This is a genomic window from Vibrio tetraodonis (genome assembly GCF_003350295.1).
In the GTDB taxonomy this organism is placed as follows: Bacteria; Pseudomonadota; Gammaproteobacteria; order Enterobacterales; family Vibrionaceae; genus Vibrio; species Vibrio tetraodonis.
In genome coordinates, this window is the sequence record NZ_QLYY01000016.1 from 134,907 (window position 1) to 150,626 (window position 15,720).

The 15,720-nt window shown below is 41.8% G+C and carries 11 protein-coding genes; 7 read left to right on the forward strand and 4 right to left on the reverse strand.

What is annotated here, in order from left to right; genetic code table 11:
* Positions 1 to 142 precede the first annotated feature (142 nt).
* The 4 genes from DPF90_RS12710 to DPF90_RS12725 all read left to right on the forward strand — a co-directional run bounded on the left by DPF90_RS12710 (position 143) and on the right by DPF90_RS12725 (position 6,819).
* Entirely contained in the window at positions 143 to 3,463 is a 3,321-nt protein-coding gene (locus DPF90_RS12710) for an AraC family transcriptional regulator (protein ID WP_114786727.1), read from the forward strand.
* 628 nt (positions 3,464 to 4,091) lie between these two features.
* The gene (locus DPF90_RS12715) at positions 4,092 to 4,319 is read left to right on the forward strand and encodes a FeoA family protein (protein ID WP_114786728.1); all 228 of its coding nucleotides are present in this window, start codon (positions 4,092 to 4,094) and stop codon (positions 4,317 to 4,319) included.
* Entirely contained in the window at positions 4,319 to 6,592 is a 2,274-nt protein-coding gene (feoB, locus tag DPF90_RS12720) for a Fe(2+) transporter permease subunit FeoB (RefSeq protein WP_114786729.1), read from the forward strand. The genes DPF90_RS12715 and feoB overlap by 1 nt, the downstream gene beginning before the upstream one ends.
* Positions 6,589 to 6,819: a FeoC-like transcriptional regulator gene (locus DPF90_RS12725; RefSeq protein ID WP_114786730.1), complete on the forward strand. Its 231-nt coding sequence runs from the start codon at positions 6,589 to 6,591 to the stop codon at positions 6,817 to 6,819. The genes feoB and DPF90_RS12725 overlap by 4 nt, the downstream gene beginning before the upstream one ends.
* A 27-nt stretch (positions 6,820 to 6,846) precedes the next feature.
* Here the strand turns inward: DPF90_RS12725 and DPF90_RS12730 are convergent, their stop codons facing one another.
* Positions 6,847 to 7,275: an HIT domain-containing protein gene (locus tag DPF90_RS12730; RefSeq protein ID WP_114786731.1), complete on the reverse strand. Its 429-nt coding sequence runs from the start codon at positions 7,273 to 7,275 to the stop codon at positions 6,847 to 6,849.
* 87 nt (positions 7,276 to 7,362) lie between these two features.
* Positions 7,363 to 9,096, reverse strand: coding sequence for an arginine--tRNA ligase (gene argS / locus DPF90_RS12735; RefSeq protein ID WP_114786732.1), 1,734 nt, complete (start codon positions 9,094 to 9,096; stop codon positions 7,363 to 7,365).
* Positions 9,097 to 9,339: 243 nt separating this feature from the next.
* Here argS and DPF90_RS12740 point away from each other — a divergent pair, with 243 nt between their 5' ends.
* Complete coding sequence (locus DPF90_RS12740; RefSeq protein WP_114786733.1) at positions 9,340 to 9,939, forward strand: VOC family protein; 600 nt, start codon at positions 9,340 to 9,342, stop codon at positions 9,937 to 9,939.
* Here the strand turns inward: DPF90_RS12740 and DPF90_RS12745 are convergent.
* Positions 9,931 to 12,705: an insulinase family protein gene (locus tag DPF90_RS12745; protein ID WP_114786734.1), complete on the reverse strand. Its 2,775-nt coding sequence runs from the start codon at positions 12,703 to 12,705 to the stop codon at positions 9,931 to 9,933. The two genes, DPF90_RS12740 and DPF90_RS12745, sit on opposite strands and share 9 nt — an antisense overlap.
* Positions 12,706 to 12,982: 277 nt before the next feature.
* Between DPF90_RS12745 and sixA the strand changes: the two genes are divergently transcribed.
* Positions 12,983 to 13,462: a phosphohistidine phosphatase SixA gene (gene sixA / locus DPF90_RS12750; RefSeq protein WP_114786735.1), complete on the forward strand. Its 480-nt coding sequence runs from the start codon at positions 12,983 to 12,985 to the stop codon at positions 13,460 to 13,462.
* Positions 13,463 to 13,508: 46 nt separating this feature from the next.
* Here sixA and DPF90_RS20465 read toward each other — a convergent pair whose 3' ends face one another.
* Positions 13,509 to 13,760: a hypothetical protein gene (locus DPF90_RS20465; RefSeq protein ID WP_240314516.1), complete on the reverse strand. Its 252-nt coding sequence runs from the start codon at positions 13,758 to 13,760 to the stop codon at positions 13,509 to 13,511.
* Here DPF90_RS20465 and flhA point away from each other — a divergent pair.
* On the forward strand, positions 13,660 to 15,699 hold the full coding sequence (gene flhA / locus DPF90_RS12755) for a flagellar biosynthesis protein FlhA (RefSeq protein WP_240314514.1): 2,040 nt from the start codon (positions 13,660 to 13,662) through the stop codon (positions 15,697 to 15,699). The genes DPF90_RS20465 and flhA overlap by 101 nt on opposite strands.
* Positions 15,700 to 15,720: the final 21 nt, after the last annotated feature.

Consider the following 15,720-nt stretch of genomic DNA (forward strand, 5'->3'; position numbering starts at 1 on the left):
TTTCTGGACTACAAATAAGATACTTTTTATCGAACAATCAATTAATTAAATGATTAGATTGTAATTAATAAAAATAAGATCCCAATACTTATTTTGGGATTTTTACTTTTTTGGATGTGGTAACAGCGCAAAGGAATGTGCAGTGAAAAGGGCAATTTGCTTTTTAGTACTCTCACTTTTAGTTCGCCTGGCCATGGCAGAAGAGTGGCTTTCTCCACTTCCTTACCCAATTCCCACACAACTAAAAGGCCAAGTGTTTGTTGCTAAGACGCTTTTTCCTGGCGAAACGGACGGTCTTTGGTTCCAAGACCAGAATAACAAATTGTTCTTTTTTGATGGGCAAACCGTTTTACCTAACTCAGAATTTAACATTCCAATACAGCATAGTCAGTTAGCTTTTTTGGATCATACATTTTGGCTTTCTTCAGGACATGAAGTTTATCGTGTTCTTCCAGGGAAACCTGAACAGTTAGTATTTAGCCTGTCATCTGGTTCTGAAATTAGAAACATTGGTACATCAGGGCGCTATGTATGGGTTGCCGATCAATCAGGGTTTTATACCTACAAAGTCGACAGTAAGGCTTTCTCCTCCTACTCACTTGATAAACTGGAGCAGTACAGTCAATTTTCTGATTTAAGCGTGAGTGATGCGGAGTTAACCGATGTTGGATGGGTGCTAGCGACAAATCATGGCCTGTATATATCGGACTCTCAATCAGCTAGCTTTAAACGTTTTGTAAACCTAGATACAAAAAACATTACAGACCTTCACTACTCGTTAGTTGGTCAAAAACTCGTTGTTGGCTCCGATATAGGTGCTTATATCATAGATTTACAACATCCTGATTTACCGAGCTATCAAGTCTCAAGTCGACAAGTCTTAAGTCTGGCGGGAGCACCAAAAGGTTTTTGGATAGGAACGATTAGTGGTTTAGAGTTTCTCTCTTTGGCAGGCACCTCCAAAGATAGCTTAAGTCAAATAGAATATTTTGTGGGACAAGAAATATACTCTGTTATTTATTCCAAACGAGGCGAAATCTGGATCTCTAGTGAATCGGGTGTCTATTTTCTCTCAGAATTTTCCCGCTTCTTTAGTCGATTATCCAGCTCTTTGTTAAATGATGGTTTGACCAAAGAAAAGTTTATCCGTTTTAAGAAGGCCAGCCAGGAAAATAGATTTTGGCTTGTGACGAGTCTTGGTTTGCGTAAATTTTTCGTCGATAACCCAAACTCAAGTCAACTTGTGTTTGAAGGACAGGTTAACGATGCGGTTGAACATAATGAAATGCTTTGGTTAGCCACTGATGAAGGGGTATTATCTCTTGATATTTCCTCTGGGCCTTTACTTCGAGATGAATTACCAAGTTTTATGCAAACTATTTCTGCCGATCTGTTGGTCATTGATCGCAATGAAGGTATATGGGGAGCTGATGAGAAGCGTATTTGGCGCTACGACACGGTAAATGGCGAGCTACTACAGTTTGCTTCAGAGTGGATGACTAACGGGGAATTATATTCTCAGTTAAACGATATGGATATCGACAAAGAAGGTAAATTGGTATTGGGTACCGATCATGGCGTCTACGTGGTTAATAATGGTCAAGTTCACTATATCAATGAATCAAATAAGCATGGAACCATAGTCAGTATTGATGGGATTGAACCCGGATATTTTGCTGTTGCAGGCCGCTATGGTGCTTTCATTCTTGATGTAAATAAATTGCAGATTAAAGCATTAAGCTTGGCGAACCCTAATCTTTTGTTGAAATGCCTCACCAGTACAAGAGGTGCAGTTTGGTTAAGCTCCACCGGTGGTTTAACACGGTATGATTCAAGTGGGCAGCTCCGCCAACACTATGGTGAGCCTTTTGGCTTGATTGATAATGAACTTCAGATGGGTCTCTGTGCCTCTGGTTCTTTATTTAGACATGAGAGTATTCTTCTTGGCTCAAAGAAGGATTTAATCACAGTTGATATTGAAAAACTCAATACTAGCGCTCTTCCACAAACTCGTATTATTCTGAGCGAAGTGAGAATTAATCAATCTAGGTACTCTCTGGGTAGTATTTTAGAGTTTCCACACGCAGAATTTGGTGATTCACTTTCTTTTCAATTTGGTGCTCTTCCCAGTGTGAGCGATCTAAAACTTGAATACCGTCTGAGCAAAAATGACAATTGGATATCAATCTCAGGGTTTTCTATCACACTCGCTCATTCCTTACCTGGTCATTATGTATTGGAAGTAAGAGGTGTGGTGAATGGAGAAGTGGTAACCGACACAGAGAAGTTTATTTTTTCTGTCGATGTTCCTTGGTATATGGGAGGATATGCTGCTCTATGCTATCTGCTGATATTTATTGCTTTTGTGGTTGGTTTGATAAATTGGCGTTCTCGTTTAGCGGTCAAAACCAACAGAATACTCAAATCACAAATTGCACTGAAAACAAACCAATTGCGTCATCAAAGCAGAATCCTCCTAACCAACAATGAGCATTTGAGAAAGCAGTTGCAAGTCCGTCGTATTCTGTATCAGCAACTGATAGAGGATCTGAAAGTAAGACTGAAGGACTTTTCAGTAAAGATTACGGCAGATAACAAGAAAAGTAAGCAGCAGCTTTATCGTTACATTAACCATGAGTTGGACCTACTTCTTAATTACAGAGCTATGAGCAGTGGTACATTACCTGCTTACAGTCTAGCTCTTATCGTTAAGTCTGTACTTGATGGTTGGCAAGAAGAGATCATGAATGTCGGCGTGTCGATTGAGACAGACTTAGAACACAGTGAAGACACATACGTTACCCTTTATGTTGCAAATCTGGATCGCGTATTTAACTTGCTTGTCGATAATTTAATTCGTCGCTGCTCTACAGGGCAAAGAGTTTACATGACATACCGTCATGAAAAAGAGACGGTCATATTTTCTATGTCAGAAAATGTTCAGGGAATGGATGACGTTTTGCTCCATTCTTGTCAGACATGGAGTGAAATAGAAGCCCTAGTAAAAGAAAGCGGTGGAATTTTTAGAAGATATATCTCTAATGGATTACAACTGACAGAGTTTACTTGGCCTAAGAGCAGTCAGTCTGATGAAGACTCTATAACTCAACTGATTGACCCTAGTTTTACGGAGCTTAATCCAACTGACCAGTGGCTAAAAAAATTACAGGATTTGGTGATTACCAACTACTCTGATTCTGAATTTGGAACAGCGGCAGCTGCTAAGCAGATGTACACTTCAGAGCGGAGTTTACAGCGTAGGTTCAAGTCAGCTACCGAAAGAACATTCACTGATTACCTGACTGAAATTCGCCTTGATTACGCATGCCGCCGTTTGTTAAATGGACAAAAAGTATCCGATGTCGCGTTTGAATGTGGATTCAACGACCCATCGTATTTTAGTCGGCGTTTTAGACACAGATTTGGCGTATCTCCAACGCAATTTGTGGCAGCACAAGACTAGTGTTTTATTCAATAAAGATTATTTGAATTGTTACCCGTCACAACACTCGAAAAGCCGCATCAATCTTAATTATTTTGAATTCATTGACTTACTTTCTTGTAAAGTTCAAATAGCTTTTTTTGTCTCATCTGAGTTTTGATGGAGAGATATTTTAGAGTTGCTAAGGCTTGGGATTCTGGCATGATGCGTAAAAAATTACGTGGTATAGCCGGGGGACTATACCACGGGCGTCAATGACACCTTCGCTTGCTGCCGGAGTGGTGCGGGTTGCACCACCTCTGGAATTGTCACCAGGGGCGTTCCCTGTTGACTCGGTTAACTATAAAGCTAGGTCATTGTTTTACTTATAAAATTAACGCCAAGCTAATAATAAAAAAACGACATATTATCTACTTTGCTGATATTTAATGTTTTTTTTTAAAATTTGATTTGTTATTTGAATGGAAACAACAAGAATAGAACATTCAGTTTTATACGTTTTAACGTAATTAACGGCTTTGGATTAACGTAAACAACGTTGCAAATCTGCAATGTTTGATTTCGGACAAGATTTACAAAATTTACACAAGTTAAGATCGAAAGTCTTAATGCTAATATTTCTCATTTTTATCTTTAATTGGCCTCTTTTATGAAATTGTCACACTTAAGCCAAGGGCAGAAAGCAAAGATTACTGGTTTTTCACAGTTATCAAATGATGTTAGAAAAAAGCTCATGGTTATGGGGCTACTGCCTAACACATCTGTAACCCTTATTCGTAAAGCACCTATGGGAGATCCACTTCAAGTGGAGATCAGGGGAGTGTCCCTTGCGGTAAGAACAAAGATTGCAGACTCAATAGTGGTGGAGATTCAATAATGGAGTATCAAATCCTCACTGTTGGAAACCCAAATAGTGGTAAGACGACATTATTTAATGGTTTGACTGGTTCAAAGCAACAAGTGGGTAATTGGGCAGGAGTGACGGTCGAAAAGAAAACGGGTCGATATACCCATTCGGGTGATGACTTTCTTCTAACCGATCTACCTGGTATTTATGCCCTTGATAGTGGTAATGATGGAAATAGTATCGACGAGTCGATTGCTTCCAGAGCTGTCCTGACGCATCCAACGGATTTAATCATTAATGTTGTAGATGCAACTTGTTTAGAGCGCAGTTTGTACATGACGCTTCAACTTAGAGAGTTAGGAAGACCAATGCTGGTTGTCCTAAACAAGATGGATGCCCTAAAGCGTGAACGCCAAACCATAGATGTCAAAGCATTAGAAAAAATGCTCGGCTGTCCTGTTTTTGCTTTATCAGCAAATAATCGTAGTCAGGTTCAACGATTTAAAGAATGCTTACACAAAACCTTGGTTTTGGGAGTCGCTTTAGATGAATTGGATATTACCTATCCTGAAGAATTTGAAAGTGCTATCGATAGTCTTCAATCGATATTTCGAGATCATGAGCATGCCTCTCCTAGAGCTTTATCAATTCGCGGACTGGAAAATGATCTATTAGTACTCAATGCTTTAGCTGCAGAAGATAGAGATCGAGTTATTCAGGCTCAGAAAGCTTTAGAAATTGATATAGATTTATTGGTTGCTGATACCAAGTACACCTTTTTGCATCAGCAATGTAAGCGATTACGTAGAGCAGAAGGTAAGCTTAGCCATAGCTTTACTGAAAAAGTGGATAGTGTCATTCTCAACAAGTGGATTGGTGTTCCGTTCTTTTTTGTCATCATGTATTTGATGTTTATGTTTTCCATCAATATAGGCAGTGCTTTTATCGACTTCTTTGATATTGGCGTTGGGGCACTACTGGTTGATGGAGGTCACTATTTGTTGGATGACCATTTACCCGTATGGCTAGTCACCTTGATTGCAGATGGTGTTGGTGGCGGTATTCAAACAGTGGCAACCTTTATTCCTGTTATTGCCTGCCTCTATTTGTTCCTCGCGTTACTCGAGAGTTCGGGCTACATGTCTCGAGCTGCTTTTGTTTTGGATAAAGTGATGCAAAAGGTCGGGCTTCCTGGCAAAGCATTTGTACCTCTTGTGTTGGGCTTTGGTTGCAATGTACCAGCTATTATGGCAACGAGGACCTTAGACCAAGAACGTGAAAGAAAGCTCGCAGCCTCGATGGCACCCTTTATGTCGTGCGGTGCGCGTCTCCCAGTGTATGCGCTATTTGCTGCTGCCTTTTTTCCACAAAGTGGTCAAAATGTCGTGTTTGCTCTTTATCTTCTTGGTATTGCGGCAGCTGTGTTTACCGGCTTTATTCTCAAACGTACACTGTATCCTGGTTCAAGCGATAGCTTGATAATGGAGATGCCAGATTATGAACTCCCTACTGTACAAAATGTGTTGCTCAAAACATGGCAAAAGCTTAAACGGTTCGTTTTGGGGGCTGGAAAAACGATTGTAGTCGTTGTTACCATTTTAAGTTTTCTCAATTCGATAGGTATGGATGGTTCCTTTGGTAACCAAGACAGTGAGAAGTCAGTGTTGTCAAAAGTATCTCAAGCAGTGACCCCCATTTTTGCTCCTATTGGCATCGAGAAAGATAATTGGCCAGCAACAGTAGGTATTATAACGGGGATCTTTGCTAAAGAAGCAGTGGTTGGTACGTTAAACAACCTATATGCTCCATCCGAAGAGGGTGAGGAAGAATTTGATTTGATTGCTAGCCTCAAAGAAGCTGTAATGTCGATACCTGAAAATTTAGCTGATTTGAGCTATTCCGATCCCCTTGGTATAGAAGTGGGGGATTTAACTGACAGCTCTGTTGTAGCTGAAGAGCAAGAGGTCGATGCGTCTATTTTTGGTAACCTTAACCAGCGTTTTGTATCGAGTCATGCGGCTTTTGCCTACCTGATCTTTATTCTGCTTTACACGCCTTGTGTGGCCGCTATGGGGGCTTATGTTCGTGAGTTTGGACATAAATTTGCTCGCTTTATCGCCCTGTGGACTATGGGGCTAGCCTATGGTGGTGCAGCGCTTTATTACCAAGCAACGCATTTTTCACAGGCTCCTTTATCCAGTTCAATATGGATTAGCAGCATATTGTTGGTGTGTGCTTTAACTTATCGAGCCTTAAAATTGGCCGGAAAAAAGCAGCAAACATTGGAGGCGCAGGTAGTATGATTTTACAAGCACTCAAGTCATATATTGCAGAACAAGGTTGTGTAAGTCAGAAAGCCCTTGCTAAGAAGTTTGCCATGAGTGAAGACGGTGTTGACGCCATGCTGCAAGTTTGGATTAGAAAAGGCGTCGTTTCTCGATTAGTCGATACCAATAGCGCTAAAAAAATAACCCGAGTTAGGTATTCCGTAATTGGTACAAGTGGTTTGTCGCTTACGGTAACAATGTAAAAAATCCGCTGGTAAACAGCGGCTTTTTTAATCTTTTTTAAATAACTTACTCAGTGATAAAACATTCTGAATTTTAGCCAGCATTGCTTTTTGTTCACTCTCACAGCGTATCTTTCCTTCTGTGTTGCCCCATATTGGTCCAGGCCATGCAACATCTGTTTTATAGCGTGCGATATGATGAACGTGCAGCTGAGAGACTATATTGCCTAGTGCGCCCAGGTTGAGTTTGTCAGGTTGAAAAGTAGCCTCTAATGCTTGACTTACCGTTTGAGATTCAAGCAGAAATTGCTGTTGATCTTGGATGGGTAAGTGGTGTAATTCTTTGGCATTTTCTCTCTTCGGTACAAGAATGACCCATGGAACCGCTTGATCTTTATGCAGCAGAGCTATGGATAAAGGAAAGTGGCCAATAACATCGGTATCTTGGACAAGTTGTGGATGCAGCTCAAAGCTCATAATGAAATCCTTGCTATCTGTATACGTGCGATAAAATAAAGGTTGATGCATGACATCAACCTTTGTAAATACGCGATCGTTTTATGTTTACATGCGATCTAAAGTTTCAATTCCCAGTAGAGATAGACCTTGCTTGATCGTCTTAGCTGTCAATGCAGCTAGCTTGAGGCGATTTTGCTTAATGGAGTCATCCTCTGCATTAAGAATTGGGCATGCTTCATAGAAGCTAGAAAACTGTCCTGCTAGTTCGAATAGATAGCTACATAAAATGTGAGGTTGACCTTCACGTGCTACAGAGTGAACGGCTTCTTCAAATTGAAGCAACTTAGCAATTAATCCCTTTTCTTTTTCATCTGTTATCTTAATGTCTCCTGATAGAGAGTCCATTGAGATACCTGCTTTAGCAAAGATAGAAGCTACTCGAGTATAGGCATATTGCATATAAGGTGCCGTATTACCTTCAAAGGCCAGCATATTGTCCCAGTCAAATACATAATCTGTCGTACGGTGCTTAGATAGATCGGCGTATTTTACGGCTGCCATAGCGACTGTGTTGGCAATTTTCTGTTTCTCTATGGTATCAAGTTCAGGGTTTTTAGACTCGATTAGTTTGATAGCACGCTCTTCTGCTTCATCTAGCAGATCAGCTAAACGAACCGTACCGCCTGCACGAGTTTTAAATGGGCGGCCATCTTTGCCTAACATCATACCAAATGCATGGTGTTCTAAGGAGACGCTTTCAGGAATATAGCCAGCTTTGCGTACTATGGTCCAAGCTTGCATTAAATGCTGGTGCTGACGAGAGTCAATAAAGTACAGTACGCGGTCTGCACCTAGAGTCTCGTAACGATATTTAGCACAGGCAATGTCTGTAGTCGTGTAGAGGAAGCCGCCATCGCGCTTTTGGATGATAACGCCCATTGGCTCACCATCTTTATTTTTGTATTCGTCCAGAAATACAACTTGAGCTCCATCGTCTTCTTGAGACAGTCCTTTATCTTTTAAGTCAGCAACGATACTGGTAAGCATATTGTTGTACATGCTTTCGCCCATCACATCATTTCGAGTTAAGGACACATTGAGACGATCATAATTTCGCTGGTTTTGAATCATGGTAATGTCTACCAGCTTCTTCCACATTTCAGCACAATACTCGTCACCACTTTGAAGTTTGACCACATAGCTGCGTGCTTTTTCTGCAAATTCTTCATCTTCATCGTAGAGTTTTTTTGACTCACGGTAGAACGCTTCAAGGTCGGACAATTCCATCGAGACTTCACCGGACTCTTTTTGAACTCGCTCAAGGTTTGCGATCAACATGCCAAACTGGGTGCCCCAATCTCCAATATGATTGGCACGAATAACCTTGTGGCCAAGGAACTCGAGTGTGCGAACTACAGCATCACCAATAATGGTTGATCGCAAGTGTCCAACGTGCATCTCTTTTGCCACATTTGGCGCAGAATAATCTGCGACAATTGTTTTTGCTTCCTCAGTGGTCACCCCAAGGCGAGAGTCTGAAAGTGCTTGTTGTGCCTTTTGAGCTAAGAACTCTTCACTAAGAAAGATGTTAATAAACCCCGGACCTGCTATTTCGGTCTTGCTTGCTATGCCGTCAAGATCCAAGACATCTAACACTTTCTGGGCGAACTCTCTTGGGTTAGCGCCTAACTTTTTAGCCACGCCCATTACACCATTTGCTTGGTAATCACCAAACTGAGGTTTGGCTGATTGACGAACAGCGGCGGGGCTGCCTGCTGGTGCACCAGCTGCTTCTAAAGCCTGAGAGACTTTTTGGTTGATAAGTGCTTGGATATTCACGTATGTTTCCTTCAATTCTCGAGAATTGCTTAGATATACATTGAGAGCTTCAATTCATCACCATGGTTTGCTTTTCAGCATCAAAAAAGGTGGGAAGAATGCATATCTTAATTAAGTTGATAAATTGTCGCACATAATACCAATTTTATTGGCTCTCACATAGAGAGTGTTCTAGGAAATTTTCTACTTTTGGTTACTCACTTGGTAGTATTGTGTAGAAATCAATATATTGGATGGATAAAAATGTCGCGAAGATTGCTCGATGCTGAGCTTATGCCTTGGCAAATGAAAGCGAAGCTTGATGTGTTTATGCAAAATATTCAGTCTCTCGGGGAGCGAATAAAGGTCGATTTACAGGCATTACAAGCCGATCATGTTGCTCTGCGTATAAACGATGAAGAGCTGGCAAAATTGGCGCATAAGGAATGGTTAAAGGAAGGGCTTGAGTGTTCTAATGCTATGATAAATGGTCGGCCAATTATCGTGATTGAGCTTACCAGGCCGCTTAGGGTTTCAAATTGGTCTATTGATTGCCTTGAGCTCCCTTATCCAGTGCAGGGGAAAATGTATCCAACTCAAAGTTGGGAGCACGTTGAATTTGTTATTCCATCTTTGGCCAAAACGGCCGAAGAATATCTAGATGACGTAAAACGTCAGTACCCAAGTTTAGCACATCAATGGGATAAGCTTGGTGAGCAAGGAGTGGATGTTAAGCTATCCAGTCCCAAGGGAGAAGGAGAGCGCCTGAGTAACCCAACGATAGCTTTTAAACATCAAGGTATTTGCATTAAGTTTCATCCGCACAGTTTGAAAGCCATTATTGAGTCAGAACATCTAGCCTAAATCTGTGTCTTTTGGTCGGAGTTGAAATTCTTCTACTGAACCGATTTCAACTCCAACATCGAGTGGGTCAGAAGCATGGTGCGAGTTTCCTTTGGCATGCATAATCAGGCGGTTCGCCGTTCTTGGCTTTAGCTCGTTAACCACAAAGCGAATCATATCCGCTCGGGTGAGCTTTTTAAGCTCGTCAAGAACACGATCTTTGTGATTAAAACTATAGTCCTTGTTGCCAATAGCAACCCAAAGCCTTTGCGCTCGACTTTTAAGTGTGGTGTCTGGCGCTGCAATTTGACTCCAAAGGCCTCGTTTACTGCTATGCCACTGATAATCATTTAGCTCTAGCAAAACCATATAAAAGGCATTTAGGAACTCGTCGATTGAGCTAATCAGTTCAGCAGGCGCAGCTTTGGGCGATTGAACGTAAAGAACCAGGCCGGGATGGCGATTAAGCGGCAAGTTTCCTGTTCCCACCATGTAGCCCAGTTGCTGCTTAGTGCGTATTTCATGAAAAAAGGTTGCTGACATGAGATGGTTTGCCAATAAATACAGAGCGGTATTTCTCGGCTCAATATCCTCGCATTGATAATATACAACTATCGCAGAATCTTCTTGATTTGATTCAAGAGAGCGTCGCAAAGAGCCATTTTTTCCAAGCATTATCAGCGGCCTTAATGACTCTTCATAGCTTTGGTTTTGAACTCTCAGAGCATCTTTAAGTGTGTCACTTAGCTGAATGGCATCAGAACGTGTCCAGTCGCCATAGACAAACATTTCGACATGCAGTTTTTCGAGGATAGATGCGACAAACTCGTCCAATTCACTCACATCAAGATCTTCTAGCGCTTGCAGTAAGTCAGCGTAGGGAGGGTTATTGGGCTGCAGCATGCCTGTCATCGCATTAAATAGTTGAGAAATAGGTTTGTCGTGAGCAGCATTCTTCCAATTTCTGATCAACTGTTGCTTGATGGTATCAAAGCGTTCAGCATTGAATTCTCTGCTTGAAAAACGCTCTAGAATCATGGTCATCAATTCAGGTTGTTTCTTGCTAAAACCAGACAAAGTGAGGGTTACGCCACCTTGGTGTGAGTACATGTTATAACTCATGCCAGCAATTTCTGCTGGGTAAGTCTTTTTGGCTAGAGAGTCGAGAAACATTTCCACGCAAATTCTAGTTTTTACAATGTTCTTTACATTTGCTACGGCATGCGGGCTATCAATAGCAACAAAAATGACTCCTTTTGGTACGCGAAATTCACTGTCTTGAAGGTGCCACAATTTGAAGCCTGGTAAATCTTGCACCACTTCAGGAAATGATGAGTGTTTTTCGACAGTTTTAGGGTCTAAGTCATAGCAAATGAATGGGTTTTTATCGGGCAGGGTAAAATTCAGGTCGCTTTGCGTTAAAAAGTGTGATTTTTGCTGTTGAGTAAATGGGGTGACGCAGTATGGCGTATCATACCACTTGGCTTTCCTATCATACTTGTAGCCTTTGGCAACCAATGTGACTCGCAAGTTATCTATGCTCAAATAGTCAAATAGATGTTTTAGCAGCACTTGGTCGTAATTATTCATCACATAGTCTCCGTAGACTATGTCCTCAGGTAAGTAATGCTGCATATTAACGACTAAGTGGCTGACTAAATCGACAGGCCGAGTGGGCTCTTGGAAGCGGAAGGCTGATTCTAAAACTGCTTGTTTTTCTATGTAGCGCCACTGGTCAAAACCTTCCCGCTCGATCAAGTTTAAATATGAGAAAAGCGCTCGAACAATGTCTTCAACATACTCCAAACCGGTATGAGTTAGGTTGCAGCTAACGGTAAACTCACGGTAATTACTACCGCTGGTTCCACCTCCTGCCGAAAGTGAAGTGATCCAGCCTCTGTCCTTCAACACCTGCATTAAGCTGCCTTCACCTTCATAGCCAAGTAAATGGGCAAAGTAGGACATAGGTTTTTGCCGATAATATTTATCAAGGCTTGGCAAAGGAAAGGATAAGATAAGTTTGCGAATTTCTTTTACTGGTTCGATATGGACCATAATTGCGGTTGAATTATCGTCCAAGTAAGGCGTTTCAAGAGATTTATTTGCAAGGCTACGGTTTGGAATCGATGAAAACGTTTCGCTGACCCATTGTTCCAATTCATCCAGTGATTGTGGGCCAATCACAGCGAGTGTCATTAGGTCCGAGGAATATTTCTGGTAATGAAAATCGACGACTTCCTCTCGGATTGATTGCCCATTTCGATCACCTAGCGTCTCATGATTACCTACTGAAAATTTAGCGAAGGGATGTTTGGGGTTAACGAGTTCTTTGTGAACTTGGTAGAGTCGCCTCGAATCATCATTGAGTTTGAGCTTAAACTCTGAGTCAACAGCTTCACGTTCTTTATCGAGAGCTTCAGCGTTAAATAAAGGCGAGATGAAAAACTGACTAAATCTATCAAGGCACTTATGAAATGCAGAAGGCATAACGTCAAAAAAGAAGCAAGTATGCTCTGCGCCTGTCCATGCATTATTACTGCCGCCATGTTGATTGGTATAGTTTTGAAATTCTCCAATTTTGGGGTATTTCTCTGTACCCAAAAATAGCATATGTTCTAAATAGTGAGCCATTCCCTGACGATCATCAGGATCATCAAAATGCCCTACATTGATGGCTAATGCTGCTGCGGACTTCTGTGCATTAACATCTTGAATAAACAATACTCTAAGCCCGTTGTCCAACGTTGAATAGCGATATTGGTTGGTATCATTGGGGCTTAAATGCACAAGAAGTTCTCCGTCTTATGTTTACGTATATAGTGTCGCCATCGACGAATATTGAGATGAAAGGTGTCCACGAACAGCAGTTAAATGGACACGAGCACAAGCAAATTCTTTCCTACCACATATAAGCATACACAATTTCTTAATCTATACATCAAGAATGTTAAGAAAGTCTAAGTCCTGAGCTATGTGCTTGATATAATTATCGGCCATTTAAGACATGTGTGTCACTATTACTAAATAGGCTCTATCCAAACAATCTTGCTAACAGGAACAACGAATGAAAATACTGATCATGCGTCATGGTGAAGCTGAACACTATGCCGATACAGACGCAGAACGAGCCTTAACAGAGAAAGGCAAAAGAGACTCAGTCAATACTGCTCAGTTGTGCGTAAATAACGGTTATGGTCATTTAGATATGGTCTTGGTTAGCCCCTATTTGAGAGCGCAGCAAACTTGGCAAGCAATAGCATCACATTTTGATACTAAACAGGTTAAAGTTTGTGATGATATAACGCCGTATGGTGATGCACGACGTGTTAGTGATTATATTGCTGCCGTTGCGGAAGTAGAGAAGCCTAAGTCTATTCTGATGGTATCCCATTTGCCCCTGGTAGGATATTTGACTTCCGAGTTTGTACCAAATATCAACCCGCCCATGTTTCCCACATCAGGCATGGCTTGTGTTGAGTATGATGCCACTAGTGGTCGTGGTGAGCTGGTTCTTAATATCCACCCTGAGATAAACGCCTTTTGAACTTAGTTAGTCGATAATTATTAAATATTTGGCTACCTTAGCCGCATTAGAAAGTAAGCCATAAAATTGACACTTTATCTGGACTAATATTTGCATTCTCATCCAAGTCTTTCAATTTGGGTTGAATCATTCCGTCTATCGCCATGAAATTTAATTTACCATTTGCTAACAAGCTACCATCCATACCCCAAAGAGCAATGCCTGCGGTCGGCGCTCCTATTATGGTATTGGCGACGTTGGCAATGGTTGTATTGCCCATTCCACCATTCTTACTGGATTTATTTTTCACTTTTAACATAGCGCTTGCGATGGTAGTACTACTGGTTACCGTCTATACACGCAGACCTTTGGATTTCGCGGCATTTCCGACTGTGCTTCTTATCGCCACGCTATTGCGTTTGGCGCTAAATGTTGCTTCTACTCGTGTTGTCTTACTTTATGGTCATGAGGGAACCAGCGCCGCTGGTAGCGTGATTGAGGCATTTGGTAGTGTGGTTATTGGCGGTAACTACGCGGTTGGTCTGGTGGTGTTCCTTATCTTGATGATCATTAACTTTATGGTAGTTACGAAAGGTGCTGGTCGTATTTCTGAGGTGAGTGCCCGATTTACATTGGATGCTTTACCCGGGAAACAAATGGCGATAGATGCTGACCTCAATGCAGGCCTAATTGACCAAGACCAAGCGCGTACCCGTCGTCAAGAAGTGACGAAAGAAGCGGATTTCTACGGTTCGATGGATGGTGCGTCAAAATTTGTTAAAGGTGATGCAATTGCAGGTATTCTGATCTTATTTATTAATATTATCGGTGGTTTATCGATAGGAATGATTCAGTATGATTTACCATTTGGTGAAGCAATCCAAATCTATACCTTGTTGACTATTGGTGATGGTCTGGTCGCCCAAATTCCATCACTTCTGCTGTCTATTGGCGCAGCCATTATGGTAACCCGTCAAAATACTGATGAGGATATGGGGCAGCAAGTCGTCTTTCAGATGTTTGATAACCCCAAAGCTCTGATGATAACGGCTGGCATTCTCGGTATAATGGGCCTTGTTCCTGGAATGCCTCATTTTGCTTTTCTGCTTCTCGCCGTGTTAGCAGGTGGAGCGGCTTATTGGATCTATAGAAAACAGAAACAAAATGCTGACAAGGCCAAGCTTCCGGCGAGTAAAGATAAAGAAGTCCCCACTCCAAAAGAGCTTTCCTGGGATGATGTCCAACCCGTTGATATCATAGGACTTGAAGTAGGCTATCGTTTAATTCCTTTGGTAGATAAGGAACAAGGGGGAGAGCTGCTAGAGCGGGTTAAAGGCGTTCGTAAAAAGCTTTCACAGGACTTTGGATTTCTGATTCCTGCGGTGCATATCCGTGACAACCTTGAGCTCACTCCAAATAGTTATCGAATCACTTTAATGGGAGTTGCAGTTGGAGAAGCAGAAATCCGACCTGACATGGAACTGGCGATAAACCCAGGTCAAGTGTACGGAATGGTAGAGGGTGAGCCGACTATTGACCCAGCTTTTGGGCTGGAAGCCACTTGGATAAAGGATGACCAGCGTGAGCATGCTCAAGCTCTTGGCTATACAGTCGTTGATTCTTCAACGGTTCTGGCTACACATTTGAGTCAACTTCTCACCAATAATGCCTCTCATCTGATAGGTCATGAAGAGGTGCAGAATTTACTTGAAATGCTTGGCCGAAGTACGCCGAAACTAGTAGAGAGTTTTGTTCCTGACCAACTGCAATTGGGTGTTGTGGTCAAGGTATTACAAAACTTACTCAATGAAGCCGTGCCGATTAGAGATATACGGACCATAGTTCAGACTTTGGCTGAGTATTCAAGTAAGAGTCAAGAACCTGACATCTTAACAGCAGCTGTTCGCATCTCATTGAAGAGATTAATTGTTCAAGAAATCAATGGGATAGAGCCTGAGCTTCCAGTGATTACTTTGATTCCAGAGCTGGAACAGATATTGCACCAGACAATGCAGGCGTCTGGAGGAGAGTCTGCTGGAATCGAACCCGGTTTAGCAGAGCGACTGCAATCTTCGTTAACTCAAGCCACTCAAGAGCAAGAGTTGAAAGGAGAGCCAGCAGTTCTTCTCACTTCTGGGGTGTTGCGTTCTACGCTGGCGAAATTCGTCAAGAACACAATTCCATCACTGCGAGTACTCTCCTATCAGGAGATTCCAGACGAGAAGCAAATACGCATTGTTCAAGCTGTAGGTAACTAAGTCGCGGACGTGCTAGAAGAT